This is a genomic window from Vibrio sp. CB1-5, from assembly GCF_059412285.1.
The window spans coordinates 11,545-35,725 of record NZ_JBJHPB010000025.1 but is presented as its reverse complement, the minus strand read 5'-3'; the positions used below and the strand labels follow the sequence as shown (position 1 = coordinate 35,725).

Genomic DNA, 24,181 nt, shown 5'->3' with positions numbered 1-24,181 from the left:
TGGTTTCTGATGCTTTATTAAAGCCTTTTACATGCCCAGCTGGTGGTTAATGACTCGGGATCGCTATCCTTTTTTCTAACCAACGAACCGCCTGAGAAACCAGCAGAATCAGCACCAAATACTCCAGTACCAGAAAAGTATAGATCTCTAATGGTAAGTACTCGTTAACCACCAGCTCGTTGGCGCGCCTAGTCAGGTCGCTTAAGCCAATGACACTCACCAGTGAAGACATCTTTAAGATGTAGACAAACTGGTTCCCCAGCGGCGGCAGTATCTGCCTAAACGCCTGAGGTAAAATCACCAAGCGCATTTTTTGCCAATAGTTGAGCCCTAATGATTCCGCCGCTTCATGCTGACCGCGTGTGATGGCTTGAATACCACCTCTAAAAACCTCCGCCATAAAAGCACTCTCCGCGACAGTCAGTGCTATCACGCCAGCCCAGAAATGGTTGAGTGAAATATCTAGCAGCGTTGGCATACCGTAATAGACCCAGAGCAGCAGCACCAATACAGGAATGGAGCGTATTACCTCAACATAGATGCGGTTGATAGCGCGTAACCAAGGTTTTTCAGAAAGCGCAGGGAAGGCAACAAGTAGACCTAACAGCATGGCAAACACCATACTCAACAGTGACACATAGATGGTGTCCTTAAAACCTGCTAGCAAGAAGCCGAGGTTGGTTTTCCCTTGTTCGGTAGAGGGATCGAGTACATACCAGCCCCACTCGTAGTCAGAACAACCACTTAGTAGCGGCAGGCACAACACAACAGCAAGTAATCGATAGCTCACAATCGTCCCTAAAATCACTGAAATTTCCATCTGTTACTGCTATGTTATCAAGGATGTACCACGAATGTTTAATAATTTAAGGGACTATTCAATGAAGAAGTGGATTCTGGGCTTTATTATTACTTTTCTCTCTATCGGGCAGGTAGCGGCAGAAACCAGTCGCCTACAAAAGATTTTAGACTCAGGTGTACTTAGGGTCGGTACCACGGGAGACTGGAACCCGATGACCATGAAAGATCCGGCGACCAACTCTTATCGTGGATTTGATATTGATGTCACTACTGAGCTTGCCAAAGATCTTGGTGTTAAGGTTGAATATGTCGCGACCGACTGGAAGACATTGGTTAACGGCATTACCGCAAACAAGTACGATATCACAGGAAGTGCATCGCTCAACATGTCTCGTGCTAAAGTAGCGGGATACAGCCAGCCGTATTTCTATTTAGCTTTTGTGCCTGTAGTGCAAAAGAAAGATCTTGAAAAGTACGCGGATTGGGCAGATTTTAACAAACCTGATGTTAAGGTGGCGGCAACGCTAGGTACGGTACAGGAGAAGATGGTCAAAGATTTCTTCCCAGATGCCGAGCATATTGTCATTGAAGCGCCTGCGCGTGATTTCCAAGAGCTATTGGCTCGCCGCGCTGATGTCTCTGTGACCTCAAATGTGGAAGCGGCTACTTTGGTTACTAAGTTTAAGCAATTGGCGATTGTGCCAGTCGCGGAGCCTCGTAAGCCAACACCTATTTCTATGTTGCTGCCGCAAAAAGACCAAGTATGGATTAACTACGTGAATCACTGGGTAGAGCTCAAGAAGACTCAGGGCTTCTTTGATGCTACCGCAGAAAAGTGGGGACTGAAAAGTCTGTAACTGCGGTCGATAATAAGTACAGTCGATAGTTAGAAAGGGCGACCGCACATATGCGCGGTCGCCCTTTTGGCAGTTATTCGTCGCTCACTACGCGAGAGTTATCTGGAATTGTTAACTCCTCTGTGATCGCTGGATTGGCAATCAAATAGCCAATCCACATTACCGCTAAGCAGCCAAGAATCACATAACCAACCGCAGACTGCGCCATAACAGCAAATGCCGCTACAATGGCACTGGCTAGGCTGCTAACACCAATCTGTAGGCTATTTTGCAGACCCGCAGCCGTCGCCGAGCAATGTGCTGCACTTGATAGTGCACGGTTTACCACGATTGGGTAGAGTGCACCGTTAGCGACTGCTAGTAGACAGAATGGCAACAGGATTGGCCATACACTGCTAAGCTCCCACTGACATGCCACAAACACCATCAAGATTGCTACGGTTTCTAAGCCAAGAAGCTGCTTGAGTACAGCATCATCACCGAGTTTTGCTACCAGCTTTTTACCCGCATAGCCGCCGACCATAAACGCCACAGTTTGAGGGATAAAGCTAAGACCAATGTCTTTTGCCGAGTAACCAAGTTGGCTCATGATTTCTGGCATACCGGTTAGGTACGCAAAAAATGCCGCTGATGCTACACCGTACATGATCACATTGCCCATGTACTCTCTCGATCCAAACAGACTCTTAAGATCGGCGCTAATGGACGATCGTTGCTCGGTGGATTTTGGCTGATCTTTAAGTGATAGGGTGATCATTGCCAGTAGTGCTCCTGTGATCGCAAGAACCACAAAAATACTATGCCAGCCCCACATTTCTGTTAGTAGTACACCAAGTTGTGGCGCGAGCGCTGGAGATAATGCTACTAGCGGCATTATGGTGGCAAAAATCTGCTGGCTGGTTTTCTTATCAAATTTATCGATAACCATAGACTGCCAGATCACCGCGGGTGCACAGACACCAATCGCTTGCAATAAACGTAGTGATAGCAGTTGCCATACTTGTTCACTCCAAGCCAGACCAAATGACGCGATGGTAAAGATAGTAAGTCCAGCAAACAGTGTTTTACGATGACCAAAGCGATCGCTGGCCAGTCCCCATACAAATTGACCCATACCCATACCGACAAGAAACACCGTCAGTGATAACGCGATCTGCTCGGGCCCGGTGGCAAAGTCCTGCTCAATAAGTTTAAACGCAGGCAAATACATATCCGTGGCAATAAAGCCCAACATGGACAATGCGGATAAGTAGATAAGTTGAAGTTTAGAGATTTTCATTGTTATTCCTTGAAATAATTTCACAGGAATGGTTTGGCGCCAGCCCATACTGCTGATGACGGGTATTCTATTTTTGGAAAAAAGAAAAATAAAACGCTATATTTTGTGGTTATCCATCAAAATTTTTGAAAGCTAGTTATGTACTCACGTTCTTCACTAGAAATGCTCGATGCCGTTGCGCATCTGGGGAGTTTCAGCGCGGCAGCGCAAGTGCTGCATAAAGTCCCTTCTGCGATTAGCTATAGTGTGCGCCAAATAGAGCAAGAGCTTGGTGTACAACTCTTTACTCGTTTGCCACGTAAAGTCGAATTGACGCCAGCCGGGGAAGTGTTCATATTGGAAGCTCGTCAGATGTTGCGCCGTATGGATGAGCTTACTCATCAAACTCGCCGTACAGCACAAGGCTGGCAAAATAGCTTAAAGCTGACCTTAGACAATATCGTTAAGGTCGATAAGCTTTCAGAGCTGATTGAAGACTTCTATCGCGAGTTTGAGTTTGCTGAGCTGCAGATCAATATGGAAGTCTACAATGGCGCTTGGGAGGCAATATCCCAAGAACGCGCAGATATCGTTATTGGTGCCACATCCGCCGTGCCAGTGAGTGGTGAGTATGGAGTCAAAAAAATAGGTAGCCTAGATTGGGCTCTGGTGATGTCGCCCACTCATCCTTGCGCGCTTGTGGATGTCTTGGATGAGTCGATCGTAAGCCAATATCCAGCCATCTGTATTGATGACACCTCACGCGAGCTACCTAAGCGTCATACTGAGCACTACCCACAGCAGCGCCGCTTGTTGCTGCCAAACTGGTTTACTGCGATTGAGTGTCTGAAAAGTCATGTAGGAATTGGCTATATGCCAAGTCATATGGCGAGACCGCTGGTTCAGCAAGGCTTGTTGGTCGAGCGAGTCCTACCGGATGCTAAACTATCCAGCGAATGCTGCATGGTGTGGAGAAAGCATGATAACCATAAGCTACTAGAGTGGTTACTTGATTACCTTGGTGAGGAAGATAAGCTTTATCGAGATTGGTTGGAATAAAAAACGGGAAGCAATAACTTCCCGTTGATCTTTATTATCGGCCTAGGATAAGAAGAATTTATAGGACGGGTTATCCGTTTCATCTTTACACTGGTAGCCAAGCTCTCGAAGGTGAGTTGAGAACTCGCTAAGATCGCTATCCTCAAGTTCAAATCCACACAATACGCGGCCGTAGTCGGCACCATGGTTGCGATAATTGAACAGGCTAATGTTCCAATGCGTACCCAGCGTGCTCAAGAACTTAAGCAGAGCACCCGGGTATTCTGGGAACTCAAAGCTATATAAGCGCTCTTTAAGCTGCTTAGATGGTTTACCGCCGATCATATAGCGAATATGCAGTTTCGCCATTTCATCATCAGAGAGATCTGCGACAGGATAGCCACCTGTTCGCAGGTCGCTAATGATGCTATCAAGCTCATCTTGGCCGCCAACCAGTCTTACACCGACAAAGATATTTGCGAGATCATCGTCGTTGTAGCGGTAGTTAAACTCAGTAACAGCACGCCCACCAATGATATTGCAGAACTCAAAGAAAGCACCTTGGCGCTCCGGGATAGTCACTGCGAGTAAGCCCTCACGTTTTTCACCCAGTTCACAGCGCTCAGAAACATAGCGTAGACCATGGAAGTTGGTGTTCGCGCCAGAAAGCACGGTACCAAGCTGCTTGTCCTTCAGTTGATGCTTTTCGGCAAATTTCTTTAGGCCAGCCAACGCCAATGCGCCAGAAGGCTCAGCAATGGCACGAGTGTCTTCAAAGATATCTTTTACCGCAGAGCAAATCTCATCGCTAGATACGGTAATGTGGCCATCAATGTACTGCTGACACAGTCTAAAGGTCTCGTTACCGATGATCTTCACTGCCACGCCGTCAGCAAACATGCTCACTTGATCAAGTACAACGGGTTCACCGGCATCAAGAGCGGCTTTAAGGCAAGCTGAATCTTCAGGTTCAACCGCGATCACTTTGATTTCAGGCATAAGCTGCTTAACCAGCACGGCGACACCCGCTGCCAGACCACCGCCGCCCACAGGGACAAAGATGTAATCAAGATGACCATTTTGCTGCAGCATTTCCATACCGATAGTGCCTTGTCCTGCAATCACCAAAGGGTGATCGAAAGGGGGAACAAAGGTATAGCCATGCTCTTTTGATAGACGCTCGGCTTCCGCTTTCGCCTCATCAAAGTTGCTGCCGTGAAGTACCACGTTGCCACCAAAGCCGCGTACCGCCTCTACCTTGATGTCTGGTGTGGTTTTTGGCATTACGATGGTGGTGTTGATACCCAGCTTGGTGCCTGATAGCGCCATGCCTTGAGCGTGGTTACCTGCCGAAGCGGCAATCACACCCGCACGCTTTTGTTCATCGCTAAGGTTCGCCACCATGTTGTAGGCGCCGCGAAGCTTGAACGAGTGTACAGGCTGTCTGTCTTCACGCTTGATTTGGACTTGGTTGCCGATGCGAGCGCCGAGTCTAGGCATATCTTGAAGTGGCGATACGGTCGCCACTTCGTAGACAGGTGCTCTGAGAACCTGACGCAGATAATCTGCGCCAGATACGGGATGATTATCTACGTCACTCATGATTAGCCCTCGAGTTTGGACTTATCACGTACCGCACCTTTGTCGGCGCTGGTGGCAAGATTGGCGTAGGCTTTCAATGCTAGAGAAACCGTACGCTCACGATCAGCCGGTTTCCAGCCAAGCTTGTCTTGCTCTGCGCGGCGAGCGGCTAGCTCGTCTTCAGAAACAACAAGTGTGATCTCACGATTTGGAATATCGATGTTGATCAGATCGCCATCTTTCACCAAGCCAATCGTACCGCCATTGGCGGCTTCTGGAGAAGCGTGACCGATAGAAAGACCCGATGTACCGCCAGAGAAGCGGCCGTCAGTCAGTAGTGCACACTCTTTACCTAGACCCATAGATTTTAGGTAAGTGGTTGGGTACAGCATCTCTTGCATGCCCGGACCGCCTTTTGGGCCTTCGTAGCGGATAATCACGACATCACCGGCTTTCACTTTACCGCCTAGGATGCCATCTACTGCATCTTCTTGGCTTTCGAATACCACCGCAGGGCCTTGGAACTTATGGATGCTTTCATCCACACCTGCTGTTTTAACAATACAGCCGTCAAGGGCGATATTGCCTTTCAGCACGGCTAGACCACCTTCCTGACTGAACGCGTTGTCTTTAGTTCGAATACACCCTTGCTCACGATCGTCGTCAAGGCGATCCCAGCGACAATCTTGCGAGAAGGCTTGAGTGGTGCGAATGCCAGCAGGTCCAGCGCGGAAGAATTTGAGCACATCAGCGTCTTCAGTTTGCATGATATCGTATTGCGCAAGCTGCTCTTCCATTGACAGTCCTAACACAGTACGTGCCTGATTGTGTAGCAGTCCGGCACGATCGAGCTCACCTAGGATAGCCATAACACCACCCGCTCGGTGCACATCTTCCATGTGGTATTTCTGTGTCGAAGGCGCCACTTTACATAAGTGTGGAACTTTACGAGATAGGCGATCAATGTCTTCCATATCAAAATCGACGTCACCTTCTTGAGCGGCCGCCAATAGGTGGAGGATAGTATTGGTTGAGCCACCCATTGCGATATCCAGCGCCATCGCATTTTCAAATGCATCAAACGTGGCGATATTGCGTGGTAGTGCTGATTGGTCGTCTTGTTCATAGTAGCGACGAGTCAAATCAACAATGCGTTTACCGGCATTAAGGAACAGTTGCTCGCGGTCTGCGTGTGTTGCGAGCATTGAACCGTTACCTGGTTGAGATAAACCCAGAGCTTCGGTTAGGCAGTTCATTGAGTTAGCCGTAAACATACCAGAGCAAGAGCCACATGTCGGGCAAGCTGAGCGCTCAATCTGTTCACTTTGTTCGTCGGAAACTTTTGGATCGGCGCCTTGGATCATGGCATCGACTAAGTCCAGTTTGATGATCTGATCAGACAGTTTCGTTTTACCTGCTTCCATCGGACCACCAGAGACAAATATCACTGGAATATTCAAACGCATGGATGCCATTAGCATCCCAGGAGTAATTTTGTCACAGTTTGAGATACATACCATTGCATCGGCGCAGTGTGCGTTGACCATATATTCAACGGAATCAGCAATCAATTCACGCGATGGCAGTGAGTAAAGCATGCCGCCGTGGCCCATCGCAATGCCATCGTCAACCGCGATGGTGTTGAATTCTTTTGCGATACCACCTGACTTTTCAATCTCACGAGCGACCAGTTGTCCCATATCCTTTAAGTGAACATGGCCTGGTACGAATTGTGTGAATGAGTTTACAACGGCGATGATTGGCTTACCAAAATCTTCGTCTTTTACACCGGTTGCGCGCCATAGGGCACGAGCGCCAGCCATATTGCGTCCGTGAGTCGTGGTCGCTGATCTGTATTTAGGCATGGTATGTGTCCTTATTTAGCTTGGTTGTTTTCTGGGTAGACGTAGTCCAACCAGCCCCACTTATCTTCCGTGGTGCCGTTAAATAGGCCAAAGTAGGCATCTTGCATCACTTTAGTGATTGGCCCGCGTTTGCCGTCACCTACCTCGATCTTGTCGATGGTACGTACTGGAACGATTTCAGCTGCGGTACCAGTCATGAATACTTCGTCTGCAAGGTAAAGCGCTTCACGAGCAATGTTCGCTTCACGAACTTCATAACCCATGTCTTTAGCAAGCGTCATGATGGAGTCACGTGTAATACCAGGAAGAATTGCGCTGGTTGCTGGTGGAGTAGTAATTACGCCATCTTTAACCACGAAAATGTTCTCGCCCGCACCTTCTGATAGGTAACCATCCACACTTAGCGCGATACCCTCATCGTAGCCATGACGACGAGCTTCACCACCAACCAATAGTGAAGACAGGTAGTTACCACCGGCTTTCGCTGCTGTTGGAATCGTATTTGGTGCTGCGCGGTTCCAGCTTGAAATCATCGCATCAACGCCACTGGCTAGTGCTTCTTCGCCTAGGTAAGAGCCCCATGGGAATGCAGCGATGATCAGCTCCATTTCTGTGCCTTCAGGTGGGCAAACACCCAGACCGACATTACCAACGAAGCCAAGTGGGCGAATATACGCTGACTCAAGTTTGTTTTGACGCAGTGTTTCGCGCGTCGCTTCCATGATTTCTTCTTCAGTGAAAGGAATAGGGAAGCGATAAATTTTTGCAGAATCTTTTAGACGCTTTGCGTGTTCAGGATGACGGAATACCACAGGCCCTTTTGGCGTGTTGTAACAGCGAACCCCTTCAAAAACAGATGTGCCATAGTGCATTGCGTGAGTCAGGACGTGAACGTTCGCCTCTGCCCATGGAACCATCTCACCGTTAAACCAAATAAAATCTGCTGTTTTAGTAGCCATTTAGCATTCCTTCCTTATGCATTCTGTTCTTGTAGGTTGTGATTGGTCAGTTCGTTGTTTTTAAGTTCGGTGACCTCAATGGTTCTGATGTCCCACAGTTTCTCAATTTGGTTGATCAAGGTAGTGATTGGACGATCGCTGTCTACAATGATCTCAACGCTAGCAACCTTACTCTCATGGTTTTGGGTTGCAGCCACTTGTTTGATAATAAAGCCACGATGGCGAATAACGCGCAATACGCGCTCAAGCAAGACAGGTTTGTCATCGGCTTTGATGTCTAGTAGATATCTGTCCATTAGGTATTCTCCAGCATGTCACTATTTGAGGCACCTGGTGGAACCAAAGGCCATACGTTTTCTTCTTCGTCGATCAACACGTGCAGCATGTAAGAGGTCTTAGACTCCAGCATCTCTTTCAGTGCTGGCTCGACTTCTTCTTTGCGAGTGATGGTCTTGCCTGGGATATCAAATGCTTTAGCAAGCATGACAAAATCAGGGTTGTCATCCAAAATCGTTTCACTGTGTCGACCGTCGAAAAACAGTGACTGCCACTGCCTTACCATACCAAGACGTTGGTTATTTAACAGCACAATTTTTACTGGGATTTGGCGACGCTTTAGGGTGCCGAGCTCTTGAACATTCATCATGAATGAACCATCACCAGTAATCAGAACCGATTGGTCCTCTGGACGGCCTACAGCTGCGCCCATGGCGGCAGGTAGACCAAAGCCCATGGTGCCAAGACCTGCTGAAGTGATAAAGTTTTCAGGTAGTCTTGGTTGGATGTGCTGAGCTGCCCACATTTGGTGCTGACCTACGTCGGTCGAGACGATGGAGTTCTCCGGCATCATGTCCGATAGCTGCTTAAGAAGCAGCGGGGCAAAAATCAGATCGCCTGGGTGGTCATAGCGCCATTTAAACCCAGAGCGCAGGCTTTCACTGTGATGTGCCCATGCGTTGATGTCTTTTGAAAGCTCAAGTTGCGGCAAAATCACATTGATATCACCACGCAGCGCTGCGTGCGCTTCACGAAGTTTGTTGAATTCTGCGGCATCGATATCGATATGAATGACTTTCGCATGAGGTGCGAAGGTATCGAGCTTACCGGTCACTCGGTCATCAAAGCGAGCACCAACTACGATCAGTAGGTCACACTCTTGTACGACTAGATTTGCTGCTTTAGTGCCATGCATACCGAGCATGCCGAGATAGTGAGGGTCATGTCGATCGATCGTACCTAGGCCCTTTAGTGTGCTGACACTTGGCATTGGGTTGATGCGCAAAAACTCGCGAACGGACTCTGTAGCATCAGCAAGCTGAACACCACCACCGACATACAGTACTGGGCGAGAGCTTTCATCAAGCAATTGCTGCGCACGTTTTACTTGCTGCTCGTCAGCGACAGGGATAGCGGGTGGCGTAAATGGAGGAAGAACCTCGACCGGAGCATTAGCAAGTTGGACATCTTTGGCGATATCAACGATGACAGGACCAGGTCTGCCTGCTTTAGCAACTTCAAATGCTTCGGCTAGAGTTGGAGCAAGCTCATTGATATCAGTCACAAGGTAGCTGTGTTTAGTACACGATAGAGACATACCAATCACATCCATTTCTTGGAAGGCATCAGTACCGATATGTGAACTAGCAACTTGGCCAGTAATAGCAACGAGAGGGATAGAATCAAGGAAAGCGTCGGCAAGGCCGGTAACAAGGTTGGTGGCTCCAGGGCCAGAAGTCGCCATGCAAACAGCAACATCTTTGGTGGCTCTTGCCATACCGATGGCAGCCATTGCAGCGCCTTGTTCGTGTCGGCAAAGGATATGTTCCACACCACCGTCATACAAGGCATCGTAGATTGGCATGATGGCACCACCTGGGTAACCAAATACGGTCTCGATACCTTGTTGCTTCAATGCGGCTACAACTAACTCAGCACCTGTCATTATAGCCTCCTTGAGTGCCACGATTTTCGTGACGATTTGTTGTTTGCTTGCACATGTTGTGCTCCATTTCTTCCTGTCATCTCAGCCTATCTGGCTGTCAATGAGTGATCACTATCAAATTACTATTTTGAGTTTGTAAAAAAACCCCCGGACTTTTCAGTGCGGGGGTTTTTAAAATCTTGTGGCTATTTAACGCCCACATTCCCCCGTGCGGTGCCAATCAGGACCACAATAATCAGGTTAATCAGAGTGTGAGAGTGTGCGTTAAAAGTCATTATTTTGTTTTCTATTCGTTGTGTCGTGTCTAACGAAAATGTTTGCGTCACTAGTGGTATCACATATTTCTGTTAGCTGACAAGCAAAAAATCATACTTTCTTCACATTTACTCAGCATTAAATGTCGAGTTATAACATAGGGTATATATAAAAATCTGAATTTTAATCGTTAGACAAAGATAAGTTGGAATAAAAAAGGGAATATATGGGATTATCTATTATTTACAGCCGTGCCAGTGTTGGTGTGGAGGCTCCTCTGGTGACAGTGGAAGTGCACATCAGTAATGGCATGCCAGGCTTTACACTAGTAGGACTTCCCGAGACGACGGTCAAAGAATCTAAGGATAGAGTTCGTAGTGCGATCATCAATTCTCGTTTCGAGTTTCCCGCCAAAAGAATCACCGTGAATCTCGCCCCCGCAGATCTCCCCAAAGAAGGCGGCCGCTTTGATTTGCCAATCGCGTTAGGAATACTGGCGGCTTCCGATCAACTGCCTCACGATAAACTGCTGGCGCATGAATTTGTTGGGGAGTTGGCATTGTCGGGGGAGCTCAGAACCGTGAAAGGTGTATTGCCTGCCGCGCTCGCAGCGAATAAAGCGCAGCGCTGCTTGTTGGTACCTGAAGATAATGGCGATCAAGCGGCACTGGTTGGCAAAGATAATCATAAGTCGGCGTCTTCATTGCTGGATGTGTGCAGTTATCTCATGGGGCAGCAAACTCTTTCATTGGTGACCAGCGAGCCTGTTGTTCAAGCGGCGACAAAGAACCGTGATTTGCAAGATATCATTGGTCAGCAGCAAGGAAAAAGAGCATTGGAGATTGCCGCGGCGGGTAATCACAATTTACTTTTTCTCGGCCCTCCCGGCACAGGGAAAACCATGCTGGCCTCTCGACTTTGTGATTTATTGCCGGAGATGAGCGAAGATGAAGCCATGGAAACGGCCTCGGTGGCTTCACTCACTCAGCAAGAAATTAACGAGAGCAACTGGAAAACCAGACCTTTTAGGGCGCCTCACCATTCGAGTTCAATGGCGGCGCTTGTTGGTGGTGGCTCTATCCCTCGGCCAGGGGAGATCTCTTTGGCACACAATGGATTGCTGTTTTTAGATGAGATGCCGGAGTTCGAACGCAAAGTACTAGACTCACTGCGTGAGCCACTGGAATCCGGTGAGATCATTATTTCTCGTGCACAAGGAAAAACCCGCTTTCCAGCTCGCTTTCAATTAGTTGGTGCGTTAAATCCAAGCCCAACAGGTTATTACGAGGGCAATCAATCCCGAACGAATCCGCAAATTATCCTTCGCTATTTGAGTCGTTTGTCTGGGCCGCTGCTCGACCGATTTGATATGTCGATTGAGATCCCCTCACTGCCTAAAGGCACCTTAGCTGAAGGAGGAGATAGAGGAGAAACGACGCAAACCGTGAAGCAACGTGTGTTGGTTGCAAGAGAGACGATGTTATCGCGCAGCGGCAAAGTGAATGCCCTGCTGCAAAGCCGAGAAATAGAACATTATTGCCGCTTAGAAAAAGCCGATGCTGAGTTTTTGGAAAATGCCTTACATCGACTTGGCTTGTCGATTCGTGCTTATCATCGAATCATCAAAGTGGCGCGTACGATTGCCGATCTTGCCAATGAGCCCACCATACGAAGGGCTCATATTGCAGAAGCGCTGGGTTATCGCGCCATGGATCGGCTACTCAAGCAGCTCACCGCGCAAGCGGTGTAGTTAGAAGGCGAAGTTCACACCGATAGAAGTGATCCAGTCAGCGGAATCATAGAATGCGATAGAGGAGTCTGTCGCGTTGTAGCCTGAAAGTGATATTAGTGATAGAGATTGCAGCGCAAGGTACTCATAGGCGAGGAACGCGCTGTACTTGTCATCGATACGGCCTGACTGTTCGAAGATGGCGTTTTGTCCACGATACTCATGATTCATGTAGCTCATGGTTGCCGCAATGCTATGTTTTTTATGCGCATACAGAGCGGTAAGCTCACCGCCGGCACCTTGGTTATTCATCGCTTCGCCCTTGGCATCATCAAGCAAGTAAATGAGTGAAGGAAACAGTGTCCAGGTATCACTCATCGCGAGCGTGTAGGAGCCTTTGGCGTAATACATATCACTGTTTCGGTCATACTGGTTAGACAGATTATGGTTGAGGTTGGTCGCAGAACTTTCACCAGTCACTTCGCGGTTGCCATAGGCCATATCGAGTGTGAATAATGAGCCCGCAATGTTCTCAATCTGTAAGCGGTAAGCCTCGCCTTTGGCCTCTGTCTCTTCAAGTTGGTCAGCACCCACGTAAGGGTTTTTCCAGATTGGCTCTCCAATGACGGTTGGAAGGTAGGAGACGCTCCAAATAGAGCCATCTTCGAGCTGCTGACGATACCCACCTTCGAGTACAAAGGTGCCGACCGCAATGTCATTGCGCGATGTACCGACAAACCATTCTTTGTCCCGCTTCGCACCATAGGTGTATTTGACCATGCCCAGCGGCATCCAGAATTCATCATAGGCTTCTTCGGCGCTGCTGATCTTGGGATCGGAGCTGGCAACGAAGTTGGACTTGTCACCGATTTGCGCATTACTGATGGAGATATCGCCACTAAAGCCTGACTCTGGCGCCAATGCTGCGATGGCGGATTGGCTGATAACAGTCAATAGGGCTATGGAAACGAGGGGCTTAAACTTGGTCATACAATATCCGTCAGTAGGCTCATTAGAGTGCTCAATCCAAGCACCTATATTTTATGCGGATACTTTAATGACAAAAAATGGCTTAACAACATGTTTTGTTAAGCCATATATTGATAGTTTTAATGCTTCGCTTCGGGTTCTATTAGAACTCCCAATTTAGGCCCACAGACGTGATCCAATCTTTCTCATCATAGAAGGCAATATTGGAGCTGCTGTTGTTCACGCCACCGAATGCGACCAAAGAGAGGTTGTCCGCATAGAAGATGCCCGGATATTCATACGCCAAAAACGCTTTCCATTCATCGTCTTCTCGAGTGATATTGTCGAACACTGGGTTCGCACCATCATATTGACGGTTGAGATACGTGAATGTGAAAGCAAATTGGTGATTGCCAGCGGAGATAAATGACGAAACTTCTGCGCCATAAGTGTTGCTCTTCATCGCGCTGCCATTCGCATCTTGTTGGGTGTAAATGAGCGCAGGGAACAGTAAAACACCTTTGTTGACTGGCAGCATCATTTTGAATTTGCCGTAGAAAACATCGGCGTTTCTGTCGAGTGTCGCCATTTGCGCTGGGGTTAAGTTTGCGCCAGAGCCAGACAGCTCTGTGTCCAACTCGCGTTTACCATATGCAAGGTCGAGGCTAAATAGCGAGCCGGCGATGTTATCGATTTGCATACGATAGGCCGTGCCTTTCTCATCGGTGGTGCTTCGAGCTTGGTTTTCAAGGTAAGGATCGCGCCATACCTCACCTTCAAGAATGGTTGGCAAAATCGCCAGACTCCACTTAGTCCCATCTTGGAACTGATAGCGGTAGCCAGTTTCAAGTGCCAGCGTACCCACCGCAACGTCGGCTCGAGAGGTACCTAGGAATACTTGGTGGTTGGAACGTGAACCCCAGGTGTATTGAACATTTCCCAGTGGCAGAACTAAGGCGCTGCTGTTCTCTTGCGCCTCACCGGTATAGGTTTGAAATTCATCGTCGGTGTTACTAAGGTTTGACGTTTTGCTCGAGTAAGCGGCGTTTAGTGCAATTTCTCCACTAAAGCCATTACTTTCTCCTAATTTAGCTACAGCACCATAAGAGACAACACTCAGTGACACTGCTAAGACACTCCATGCCCTTTTCATAACGATTCCTTATCACATTCTGATTTTGAGGTAACGGTTGTAATTATATGTTTATGTTATGTTATTGGTTCACAATAAGTTTGTTTTTTGCAAGTTACAACACAAATCAGACCAATAAATTAATCGTTGCGCAGGGCGTCTCCCCTTGTACAATTAACCGCCATAAAACTGTTACAAATACTTCATAGAACGTTAGATATGCTTGGATACCTAATTTTTGTAATGAGTTCGTCGCTCGTCATCCTCAATACCGCATTTTGTTCGATCCCCATTCTAGGTTTTGGGCTGATCAAGCTGGTGCTGCCGTTTAAGCCTATTCAGGCATTGTGTACTGCGCTTGCGAATAAATTTATGTGGTTATGGGCAACGATTAATCACGGGATACTTCGATTGATAAACCCTAAGCTTGAATGGGAGGTCGAAGGTATTGAAGCGCTGCGAAAAGATGGCTGGTATTTGATGATCAGCAATCACCTGAGTTGGACGGATATCGTCGTGCTATGTAGCGTGTTTAAAGATCGCATTCCTATGCCTAAGTTCTTTCTTAAGCAGCAACTTTTGTATGTTCCATTTGTCGGTATGGCCTGCTGGGCGCTTAACATGCCGTTTATGAAGCGCTACTCCCGTGAATATTTAATCAAACATCCAGAAAAGCGTGGCCAAGATTTGGAAACCACGCGTCGCTCTTGCGCCAAATTTAAAGATACGCCAACAACGGTGGTGAATTATGTAGAAGGCACGCGCTTTACCACTGAGAAGCAAAAGCGAAGCAAGGCGGGCTACCAGCATTTGCTACAACCTAAGTCAGGCGGTATCGCGTATACATTGGCCGCGATGGGTGAGCAGTTTGATAGCATTATCGATGTCACCTTGGCCTACCCAGAAAATAGAGTAGAGCCGTTTAAAGCGGCGCTAATGGGTAACATGAGCAAGATAGTGGTCAAAGTGCGTACTTTGCCCCTAGATGAAAACGTATCGGGAGACTACTTCAACGACAAGCCCTATAAGCGTCGTTTCCAGCAATGGCTTGGGGATATCTGGCAGCAAAAAGATGACGTATTGAAAGAGATTCATCGTAAATAAAAAACCGAGCCTGATTGATATCAGGCTCGATTTTTCTTTTTAGAGTGGGGTTATTTTTTCAATAGGAAGTTAACCAGCTCGAAGTACTCATCAAGAGAGGTAATGCCACCGGCTTCAACCAGGTACTTGTTGTTGACGATAACCGCAGGAACACCTGTTAGGCCGCTATCTTTAAATTGCTTGTCGAAGCGACGAACCATGGAATCAACGGCAAAACCATTAAATGCTGAATCGAACTTCTTAGCATCAACACCTTCATCTAGGAAAATTTGACGCAGTTCTTCATCGTTTTTAGGTGGCTTCTGAAGGTTGTGAATGCGGTTAAATAGCACTGGTGTCATCTTGTCTTCGATTTTGAGTGCAATCATCGTCGCGTAAGCCTTACTCATTGAAAGACCCATTGGACCACCCATGAAGGAAACGTGGTTTTTCTGGAACTTAGCGTCGGCAGGGATCTTCTTTTTCAGCTGAGCGATGATAGGCTCAAAGCTGTTACAGTGCGGACAGTAGAATGAGAAGAACTCAGTCACGATTGGCTTCGAGGACTTTTCCAATTCCAACACTTTATAGTGTTTACCTTCTTCAAACTGAGCGGCACAGACGCTTAAGCTGACGAGTAGCGTCGCAAAAAGTGCGATGATTTTTTTCATTATTTTCTCCATGTGTAAAACTCAAAATCCTGTTGATGGATTTCAATTAGTTTGTCACCACTGCGGCTGCAATGAAAGTGGCTTTTCGTTAAGAGCGGCAATTTGCTCTTTAAAACCAAGAACCTGACCTTCCCAGTATTTCGCGTCATTAAACCACGGAAACGCTTGTGGGAACGCCGGATCGTGCCAGCGTTTGGCGAGCCATGCCATGTAGTGCACTATACGTAGACCGCGTAATGGTTCAATAAGTTTCAATTGACCGCTAGGCAGTTCACTAAATTCTTGATAGCCCTCCAATAACACGTCGAGCTGCATCAGTTTGTCGTGACGATCGCCGTTGAGCAGCATCCACAAATCTTGAATTGCGGGGCCATTGCGTGAATCGTCAAGATCGACAAACAATGGACCATCGCGCCATAAGATATTACCTGGATGGCAGTCGCCGTGCAGTCTGATGGTCTCAGCGGGTTGCCAGTGAGTTTCAATTTGGCCGATCAGCATATCTAAATCGCTAAAGAAGGCGTTTTCTAGATGCATAGGAATAAAGCTAGAGTTTTGAAGCAGCTTGCGTGGCTGGTACAAGTATTCTTCCAGTCCTATCGTTGGACGATGCTCAAAAGGCTTACTAGCGCCGACTTTGTGGATGCGACCTAGGAAGCGTCCTACCCACTCAATTTGCTCAAGGTTATCCACCTCAAACTGTCGGCCGCCTTCGCTAGCAAACAGGGTAAACAGATAACCTTGATATTCATGAATGCTCTGGCCGTTGATGATTAAGGGCGCAGAGACAGGGACTTCGTGGTCTAGCAGTTCATGAGCAAAATCGTGCTCTTCTTGGATTTGTGCTTGGCTCCAACGCTGGGGGCGATAGAACTTAACCACGTAGCGCTTACGCTCTTCATCGGTGAACTGATACACACGGTTTTCATAGCTGTTGAGAGGAAGTAAGCCGGACTCGGCTCTGACACCAATACTTTCAAGGGCGTACCACATGAAATCGGGAGTGAGGGCGTCAAAGTTAAACGCAGTATCTGTCATTGTGATGATAAAAGGGCTCGTTGCCGAGCCCTTTCCTATTATTGGTTGCTGCTAGAGAGCTAGAGCTTTTTGATAAATCGACTTTCCACTTGTACGGAGAAGTCGCTGCTGTCACTCAGTATAAACTGAATTGTCGAGACAGGTGAACTTAGCGCATCCGGATCGGCGCCAAGGCTCATTGGCAGGTTGTACACTTCACCGGGCTCAACGGTAATGGTTTGTCTACCATACCAAGTCGCATCTTCTAGACCAGAAACACTTAACGTGTACTGCTGCTCTTGCTGAGTTTTATTGATGACTTTTAGGGTGTAGGTGTTTTCAACTAAGCCGTCGCTGTTCACTCGGAACAGCTGGTTGCGATCACGCAGTACACTGAGACCTGCAGGATCGACCGCCGACACTTGAACAAAGAACAGCGCAATCATGACCATTAACACCGCACCATAGCCGAGCAGTTTTGGTCGCATTACTTTGGTGTGTTTGCCCGATAAACGGTGCTCGGTGGTGTAGCTGATCAGCCCCTTGTCGTAGCCCATGCGATCCATGGTTTTGTCACAGGCATCGATACAGGCGCCGCAGTTAATACATTCATATTGCAGGCCATCGCGAATATCGATACCGGTTGGGCAGACCTGCACACAGAGATCACAGTCGATACAGTCGCCCAGTCCAAGTGGTTTCGGATCCGCTTTGCGAGAGCGAGGACCACGCTTTTCTCCGCGCTTAGTATCGTAACCGACGATGAAGGTGTCTTTGTCGAACATCGCCGACTGGAAACGCGCATACGGACACATATGGATACACATAATAGAGCGCATCCAGCCAGCATTAGCGTAGGTACAAGCCGCGAAGAACACGACCCAGAACACGGGCCAAAAGCTGGCATTGAAGGTAAAGAAGTCACTAACGAGCGGCCCAATCGGCACAAAGTAGCCAGTAAAGGTAAAGCCGGTGGCAAGAGCGATCGCTATCCAAGCGGCATGCTTGAGCCCTTTGCGTGCGATGAGGTTACTGGTGAGCTTGCCGCTGTCTTGCTTGCGGCGCTTATTGGCACTGCCTTCGAGTTTCTCTTCAAACCAGATATACATAAAGGTCCACACGGTTTGCGGGCATAAATACCCACACCATACGCGACCTAAGAAAGTGGTAATAAAGAATAGGGCAAAGGCCGCAACTACAAATAGCAGCGCAAGCAGGGTGAGATCTTGCGGATAAAGGGTGGTACCAAAAAAGTTAAACTGCTGATTACCGATATCGAGCAGTACCGCTTGTCTCTCGCCGTAAGGTATCCATGGGATGATGGCAAATAGCACGAGTAAAAACCAGCCGCCATAGCGTCTGAGCTTTTGAAAGGTGCCTTTGCTTTCGCGTACATAGATCCGATTGCTTGGGTTGAATCTGTCGCCGTTGCCTTTGTGGGTTTTCGGGTTGAACGTTTTAGGCGTTACATCCTTTACGTCGATTTTGTCCTGACTCATTGTTGAGTGTCCTTCTTGGGCTGACGGTGTGTTTCGTACACACTCTATCTTTTCCGACATTGCAGTAACTGTGTACGGTGTCATGCCACATTATTCGGCAGTGCTATTCAGTACGCAGTATGAAAACCCAAGGATTATAACCTTGATAACAATTTCATTTCTTTAGGGCTATCAACCTTTAACAACAAAATGCGTGAGCGGTCATAGAAAAAACGACCCTATCAAGGGTCGTTTTTATAACTCATAGTTATTTTATGATGCCGCGAGCCTTGAGCAAAGCAGTCTTGAAATCATCTTCTTGGTCTTTGGCGAGACCAGGGATCATCTCGTCTTTTTTGCTGTTGCGCATCTTGAGATGGTAGATAAGCACATCATCAGTGAGATCTTCGAGTTTGCCTTCGTAGCCTGCCTCTTGAGCAAGTTTAACTAGGAACTCAAGCAGATTGAGATCGGAATCTTTTTGCCATTCTGGGTGAATGAGCTCAATTAGTTCGTTGACGCGGTGACACTTCATAACTTTCTCCACAAAATTTATAGGTATTTTTGAGTAAAAGTATCAAATATCATTGAGAATACCAATATGTGGCGAAATGGAAGACAAAAAAAAGCGCAGACAGACTGCGCTTTTTATTAAGCTGCCTTAACAATGCTTGCTGGCGTAGATGTCATTCGGACACCTTGCTCAACGAGGGTCATTGAAGGAGCGACTTTTTTCGCGACAGGTGCAGCGACAAAACCACTGCGACGACGCATTAACGCACTACGGTTAGCCGAGTACGAAAACCTGACGGGTGTTGGGCGCATATTGTTGTAACCTAACAAGTCAGGCAATTCCGTTGCCAAATACATGGCCTGATCACCTATGAGAAACACTGAATAGACACCCAATGTCGCTCTTTTTTGACTGATGCCACTCCAAATAAGTAATCAGGAATAACGGTGTGCATGCACACCACGCTTAGAATAGCAGTAAGCGTCTGGATATTCGATAGATCTCATAAAAAAAGTGGTTATTTTTTCTTCACTGACTCTGTGCGCGTAACGTTTGTTTTCTCTCGCGATTTACGATACAACACTAGCTGTGTCTTTGGTTATAAAGGGAACTAAGAATGTCTTTTTTCAAAAAAACCTTAGCAAGTTTTGGAATAGGGGCAGCCAAAGTTGACTCTGTTCTGCATCAAGAGTTTCTCCATCCAGGTGAAACCGCAAAAGTGACCATTCATGTTTATGGTGGTAAAACCGCGCAAACAGTAGACAACATCAAGCTTAAGCTCTGCTGTCGCTACATCGACGAGGTAGCGCAAAACCAAAATGACAACAGTAACCATCCTGGCGCGCCAAAAAAGAAAGTCTCTAAAACCTATGAACTACAATCCTGGACGTTGCCGTATGCCTTTACCATAGAGCCGGGAGAAACCCGTGACTTTGACGTTGAACTGGACGTGCCATGGAATACACCGGTGACAATCGGCGACTCACGTGTGTGGTTAGAGACCGGCCTTGATATTGCTATGGCAGCGGATCCGAAAGACAAAGATATGCTGACCGTTCGCCCCGATCCTCTCATAGATGGCATTTTTGTCGCGCTTGAAGATCAAGGGCTGCGCATACGCCAAGTGGAATGCGAAGCAGCAAAAGGCTTTGCCATGCCCTTTGTTCAAGAATTTGAGTTTGTGCCAACCACAGGCCCTTACCACGGTCGCTGGCGAGAGTTGGAGATCATTGCGTATCGAAGTGAGGATGAACTCAAGTTGTGGTTCGAGATCGACCGCAACAAAGAAGGAATCAAGGGTATGCTGTCTAGCTTGATTGGTCTTGGTCAGCTCAAACGCGAGCTCACTTTACCAAGTACTCTTTCTGGTGAAGAAGCGGGCAAACAGGTTCTAGACTACTTAGAGCAAACTACCTAACTTTGAGCTAACGCATGTTCGCTGAATGTGGCATACTCTGATTTTGTGACCAAAATGAGAGTATGCGGGCATGTCGACGATAACTTCCCACTACAGCGCACGTGAAGAGTGGGCCAACAGTGTTACCCATGGCATTGGAATCTTGCTGTCGATCCTAGGATTGGTGTTGCTATTGCAGCGCTCGCTGGCCGCTGGTGCCGATGTGATGACCATGACCAGCATGAGTCTGTATGGCGGCAGCATGATCACCTTGTTCCTCGCCTCAACCTTGTATCACTCCATTCCGCACCCGAGCAGCAAGCGTTGGCTTAAGACTTTTGATCACTGCGCTATTTTCTTATTGATCGCGGGTAGCTATACCCCATTTATGCTGGTGAGTTTACGCACGCCACTTGCGATTGGGTTGATGGTGGTGATTTGGGCGCTTGCGGTGATTGGCATTATCATGAAGCTGTTTTTTGTCTATCGCTTTAAACGTGCGTCATTGATTACTTACCTGGTGATGGGGTGGCTATCGCTCATCGTGATTTACCAGCTTGCCAAACACCTTGACCCTTCAGGTCTAATCTTACTCGCTGCCGGCGGGGCAATTTACACACTGGGCGTAGTGTTCTACGCCAACAAGCGCATACCCTATAATCACGCTATCTGGCATCTGTTTGTGTTAGGGGGAGCGGCGTGTCACTTTTTTGCTGTGTATTGGTACGTGACTCCCGTGTAACCGAGATAACGCCGCGATTAACGGCGCCAGAATGCAGGGAAGAACAGTACAATGAGCGTGAGGATTTCCAAGCGTCCCATCAACATACCTAAGCTCAGCAGCCATTTTGCCGCATCGGGAAGTGGTGCGAAGTTTCCAGTCGGGCCAATGATTGAGCCCATTCCTGGTCCCACATTGGCAACGGCGGTAATCGCGCCAGAGATACTGGTAGTGGGATCTAGACCCATTGCGCTGAGTGCACCTGCAAGGACTATGATAGTCACAAAGAACATCAAACCAAAGGCCACCACTGAGCGCACGATGTCATCGTTCACTGGTCGTTGGTTGTAACGCTGTACAAACACGCCAGAAGGGTGAATAAGCTTCATCATCTGTTTATGTAGTAGAGTCACTGCGATCTGAAAGCGGAAGATCTTAATGCCGCCAGAGGTTGAACCTGAGCACGCCCCCACCATCATCATAAATGCAAACACCACTGAAGGTAGTGGTCCCCAAGCGGTGAAGTCTTCTAAACCAAATCCTGTTGTTGTGACTACTGAGACGATGTTGAACATAGAAACGCGGAAGGCATCGTCCAACGCATAGCCGTCCTCGATAAACAGCCAAAGAGCCACAACCGTACTGGCTACTAAGAATAGATAACCAAAGCCGCGCACTTGAGCGTCATTAAACAATACTCTCGGGTCGCGTTTCGATAGTGCAGCCACAAACAGCAAGAAGGGTAAGCCGCCCAAGAACATAAACACGGTACCGACCCAATGTGACCCTTCTGAAAAGTGGTTCATTGAGCCATCAGAGGTGGAGTAGCCGCCCGTGGATAACGTGGTAAACGAGTGGTTAATGGCATCGAATAGGTTCATGCCGGTAGCAAGGTAGCCGAGCAAGCACAGTCCCGTCAGCACTAAATACACCATCACAATGTTTTTCGCGACCGTTTTCGCGCGCGGGCTACTTTTATCAGACCAGTCGGAAGACTCGGTCTGGAACAGTCGCATCCCGCCGACGTTGAGCATCGGCAAGACGGCTACTGCCATCACAATAAAGCCGATACCGCCGAGCCACTGTAATATTGAGCGCCACAGCAAGATACTCGGTGCCATAATATCGAGGCCGCTGAGTACGGTTGAGCCGGTGGTAGTGATGCCTGACATGGTCTCAAAGTAGGCATCGGTAAAGCTAATGTGGTTGATAAATACAAAAGGCAGAGCCGCAAACGCACTGGCAATGGTCCACACTAAACTGGTGATCAAGAACATGTCTCGAACACCCAATTTAAAGTGCTTGGTTCGGCCGATGGATAGGCATAGGAAAGCCGCGATGTGAGTAATGATGACCGCAAGACCAAAGTCGAGGAAACCATCAGTACCAGTAAAGAAGGCGACTAGAGTCGGCACGTACATAAATAGGGCGAGCTTAGAGAGCACCAACCCTATAACGAACGAGACCGGACGGGCGTTAACCATAAAATTGCCTTACAAGAAGAACGCGCTCGGCTGGAATAATGCCTCAACATCAGGCACGTATTTCTTATCAACCAAGAACATCACCACGTGGTCATCTTGCTCGATAATGGTTCGGTCGTGGGCAATCAATACTTCTTCACCACGCACAATCGCGCCAATGGTGGTACCCGGTGGTAGTTTGATTTCACCAATGGCTTTGCCAACCACTTTGGAGGTAGTTTCATCACCATGCGCAACCGCTTCGATAGCTTCGGCCGCGCCGCGACGTAGTGAAGATACGTTAACGATATCCGCACGACGAACATGAGTAAGCAGAGCCGAAATCGTTGCTTGCTGAGGAGAAATTGCGACATCAATGGTGCCGCCTTGGACGAGGTCAACATAAGCACCGCGCTGGATAAGCACCATCACCTTCTTTGCGCCCATTTTCTTCGCCAGCATCGCCGACATGATGTTGGTTTCATCTTCGTTGGTGAGTGCAATAAATACATCGACTTGATCGATGTTTTCTTCTGCGAGCAGCTCTTGGTCTGCGGCATCACCACAGAAGACAATGGTGTTTTCTAGCTCTTCAGACAGCTTCTCTGCACGTTGATAGCTGCGCTCAATCAGTTTAACGCTGTAGTTTTGCTCAAGGCGCTTGGCAAGACTGGAGCCGATGTTACCACCACCCACAATCATGATGCGGCGGTAAGGCTTCTCTAGGCGCTGCAGCTCACTCATTACCGAGCGAATATGGTTGCTTGCTGCGACGAAGAACACTTCATCATCGGCTTCAATAATGGTGGTGCCTTGTGGACGGATGGGGCGGCCTTGACGGAAAATCGCTGCTACGCGGGTGTCGATGTGCGGCATGTGCTCACGCAGAGTCGATAGAGCATTGCCCACTAGCGGGCCACCGTAGTACGCTTTTACCGCGACGAGACTGACGCGTTCATCCGCAAAGCTGACCACTTGCAGGGCGCCTGGGTATTGGATCAGTCTTTCGATGTAGCTGGTGACGAGTTCTTCAGGGGCAATCAGATGGTCAACTGGAATTGCACCGGATTTAAACAAGCTCTCTTTTTCAATCAGGTATTCACGGGAGCGAATACGCGCGACACGGTTAGGGGTATTGAACAGCGAAAATGCTACCTGACAGGCTGCCATGTTGGTTTCGTCCATATTGGTCACGGCGACCAACATATCGGCATCTTGCGCGCCGGCTTCTCGTAGCACGTCTGGGTGACAAGCGTAGCCATTGACGACACGCAAATCATACTTATCTTGCAGCTCTCTTAAGCGGTCGCTGTCGCGGTCGACGATAGTGATATCGTTGTTTTCCCCCACCAGGTTCTCCGCCAGGGTGCCACCAACTTGACCAGCTCCAAGAATGATGATTTTCATAACATTTCGCTCTTCTGTTTTTATACACTCGTTACGTCAATAGCA

22 protein-coding genes are annotated in these 24,181 nt (G+C 48.1%); 6 read left to right on the top strand and 16 right to left on the bottom strand.

What is annotated here, in order from left to right; translation table 11 throughout:
• Positions 1 to 46: 46 nt before the first annotated feature.
• Complete coding sequence (locus ACJB0T_RS16600) at positions 47 to 790, bottom strand: amino acid ABC transporter permease (protein WP_479292350.1); 744 nt, start codon at positions 788 to 790, stop codon at positions 47 to 49.
• A 91-nt stretch (positions 791 to 881) separates the two neighbouring features.
• On the opposite strand from ACJB0T_RS16600, the gene ACJB0T_RS16595 reads away from it, so the two are divergent.
• A complete protein-coding gene (locus tag ACJB0T_RS16595; protein ID WP_112460764.1) occupies positions 882 to 1,658 on the top strand; it encodes a transporter substrate-binding domain-containing protein in 777 nt (258 codons plus the stop codon).
• Positions 1,659 to 1,731: 73 nt separating this feature from the next.
• Here the strand turns inward: ACJB0T_RS16595 and punC are convergent, their stop codons facing one another.
• Positions 1,732 to 2,937: a purine nucleoside transporter PunC gene (gene punC, locus ACJB0T_RS16590; RefSeq protein WP_479292110.1), complete on the bottom strand. Its 1,206-nt coding sequence runs from the start codon at positions 2,935 to 2,937 to the stop codon at positions 1,732 to 1,734.
• 138 nt (positions 2,938 to 3,075) lie between these two features.
• Here punC and punR point away from each other — a divergent pair, with 138 nt between their 5' ends.
• On the top strand, positions 3,076 to 3,975 hold the full coding sequence (gene punR, locus ACJB0T_RS16585; protein ID WP_479292111.1) for a DNA-binding transcriptional activator PunR: 900 nt from the start codon (positions 3,076 to 3,078) through the stop codon (positions 3,973 to 3,975).
• Positions 3,976 to 4,017: 42 nt separating this feature from the next.
• Here punR and ilvA read toward each other — a convergent pair whose 3' ends face one another.
• The 5 genes from ilvA to ilvG are packed head-to-tail and all read right to left on the bottom strand — an operon-like array spanning position 4,018 to position 10,301.
• Positions 4,018 to 5,556, bottom strand: coding sequence for a threonine ammonia-lyase, biosynthetic (gene ilvA, locus ACJB0T_RS16580; protein ID WP_479292112.1), 1,539 nt, complete (start codon positions 5,554 to 5,556; stop codon positions 4,018 to 4,020).
• Positions 5,557 to 5,558: 2 nt separating this feature from the next.
• Entirely contained in the window at positions 5,559 to 7,400 is a 1,842-nt protein-coding gene (gene ilvD / locus ACJB0T_RS16575; RefSeq protein ID WP_338165717.1) for a dihydroxy-acid dehydratase, read from the bottom strand.
• An 11-nt stretch (positions 7,401 to 7,411) separates the two neighbouring features.
• Positions 7,412 to 8,359 carry a branched-chain amino acid transaminase gene (locus tag ACJB0T_RS16570; protein WP_479292114.1) on the bottom strand — a complete coding sequence of 316 codons (948 nt, stop codon included), beginning with the start codon at positions 8,357 to 8,359 and terminating at the stop codon, positions 7,412 to 7,414.
• Between the two features lie 14 nt (positions 8,360 to 8,373).
• A complete protein-coding gene (ilvM, locus tag ACJB0T_RS16565) occupies positions 8,374 to 8,655 on the bottom strand; it encodes an acetolactate synthase 2 small subunit (RefSeq protein WP_479292116.1) in 282 nt (93 codons plus the stop codon).
• The gene (ilvG, locus tag ACJB0T_RS16560; RefSeq protein ID WP_479292118.1) at positions 8,655 to 10,301 is read right to left on the bottom strand and encodes an acetolactate synthase 2 catalytic subunit; all 1,647 of its coding nucleotides are present in this window, start codon (positions 10,299 to 10,301) and stop codon (positions 8,655 to 8,657) included. Before ilvG ends, ilvM begins: the two co-directional genes overlap by 1 nt.
• A gap of 481 nt (positions 10,302 to 10,782) precedes the next feature.
• Between ilvG and ACJB0T_RS16555 the strand changes: the two genes are divergently transcribed.
• The gene (locus ACJB0T_RS16555; protein ID WP_479292119.1) at positions 10,783 to 12,306 is read left to right on the top strand and encodes a YifB family Mg chelatase-like AAA ATPase; all 1,524 of its coding nucleotides are present in this window, start codon (positions 10,783 to 10,785) and stop codon (positions 12,304 to 12,306) included.
• Here ACJB0T_RS16555 and ACJB0T_RS16550 read toward each other — a convergent pair whose 3' ends face one another.
• Positions 12,307 to 13,275: a DUF2860 family protein gene (locus ACJB0T_RS16550; protein ID WP_479292120.1), complete on the bottom strand. Its 969-nt coding sequence runs from the start codon at positions 13,273 to 13,275 to the stop codon at positions 12,307 to 12,309.
• 142 nt (positions 13,276 to 13,417) lie between these two features.
• Positions 13,418 to 14,407 (bottom strand): DUF2860 family protein, encoded by a 990-nt coding sequence (locus tag ACJB0T_RS16545; protein WP_479292122.1) that lies wholly within the window; start codon positions 14,405 to 14,407, stop codon positions 13,418 to 13,420.
• A gap of 198 nt (positions 14,408 to 14,605) precedes the next feature.
• Between ACJB0T_RS16545 and yihG the strand changes: the two genes are divergently transcribed.
• Positions 14,606 to 15,490, top strand: coding sequence for a 1-acylglycerol-3-phosphate O-acyltransferase, YihG family (gene yihG, locus ACJB0T_RS16540; RefSeq protein WP_479292123.1), 885 nt, complete (start codon positions 14,606 to 14,608; stop codon positions 15,488 to 15,490).
• Positions 15,491 to 15,540: 50 nt separating this feature from the next.
• Here the strand turns inward: yihG and ACJB0T_RS16535 are convergent, their stop codons facing one another.
• From ACJB0T_RS16535 to ACJB0T_RS16515, 5 genes are all read right to left on the bottom strand, one after another.
• The gene (locus ACJB0T_RS16535; RefSeq protein WP_479292126.1) at positions 15,541 to 16,140 is read right to left on the bottom strand and encodes a thiol:disulfide interchange protein DsbA/DsbL; all 600 of its coding nucleotides are present in this window, start codon (positions 16,138 to 16,140) and stop codon (positions 15,541 to 15,543) included.
• Between the two features lie 54 nt (positions 16,141 to 16,194).
• Positions 16,195 to 17,178, bottom strand: coding sequence for a serine/threonine protein kinase (locus ACJB0T_RS16530; RefSeq protein WP_479292129.1), 984 nt, complete (start codon positions 17,176 to 17,178; stop codon positions 16,195 to 16,197).
• Between the two features lie 59 nt (positions 17,179 to 17,237).
• A complete protein-coding gene (gene ccoG, locus ACJB0T_RS16525) occupies positions 17,238 to 18,656 on the bottom strand; it encodes a cytochrome c oxidase accessory protein CcoG (RefSeq protein WP_479292131.1) in 1,419 nt (472 codons plus the stop codon).
• Between the two features lie 247 nt (positions 18,657 to 18,903).
• Positions 18,904 to 19,170 (bottom strand): YihD family protein, encoded by a 267-nt coding sequence (locus tag ACJB0T_RS16520; RefSeq protein WP_112460775.1) that lies wholly within the window; start codon positions 19,168 to 19,170, stop codon positions 18,904 to 18,906.
• Between the two features lie 116 nt (positions 19,171 to 19,286).
• On the bottom strand, positions 19,287 to 19,529 hold the full coding sequence (locus ACJB0T_RS16515; RefSeq protein WP_479292355.1) for a hypothetical protein: 243 nt from the start codon (positions 19,527 to 19,529) through the stop codon (positions 19,287 to 19,289).
• A gap of 236 nt (positions 19,530 to 19,765) precedes the next feature.
• Between ACJB0T_RS16515 and ACJB0T_RS16510 the strand changes: the two genes are divergently transcribed.
• Complete coding sequence (locus tag ACJB0T_RS16510) at positions 19,766 to 20,566, top strand: sporulation protein (RefSeq protein ID WP_479292133.1); 801 nt, start codon at positions 19,766 to 19,768, stop codon at positions 20,564 to 20,566.
• Between the two features lie 70 nt (positions 20,567 to 20,636).
• Entirely contained in the window at positions 20,637 to 21,287 is a 651-nt protein-coding gene (gene trhA / locus ACJB0T_RS16505) for a PAQR family membrane homeostasis protein TrhA (protein WP_479292136.1), read from the top strand.
• A 17-nt stretch (positions 21,288 to 21,304) separates the two neighbouring features.
• Here trhA and ACJB0T_RS16500 read toward each other — a convergent pair whose 3' ends face one another.
• Together ACJB0T_RS16500 and trkA are read right to left on the bottom strand one after the other, a co-directional pair.
• Complete coding sequence (locus ACJB0T_RS16500) at positions 21,305 to 22,750, bottom strand: TrkH family potassium uptake protein (protein ID WP_479292138.1); 1,446 nt, start codon at positions 22,748 to 22,750, stop codon at positions 21,305 to 21,307.
• A 9-nt stretch (positions 22,751 to 22,759) separates the two neighbouring features.
• Complete coding sequence (gene trkA, locus ACJB0T_RS16495; RefSeq protein ID WP_479292140.1) at positions 22,760 to 24,136, bottom strand: Trk system potassium transporter TrkA; 1,377 nt, start codon at positions 24,134 to 24,136, stop codon at positions 22,760 to 22,762.
• Positions 24,137 to 24,181: the final 45 nt, after the last annotated feature.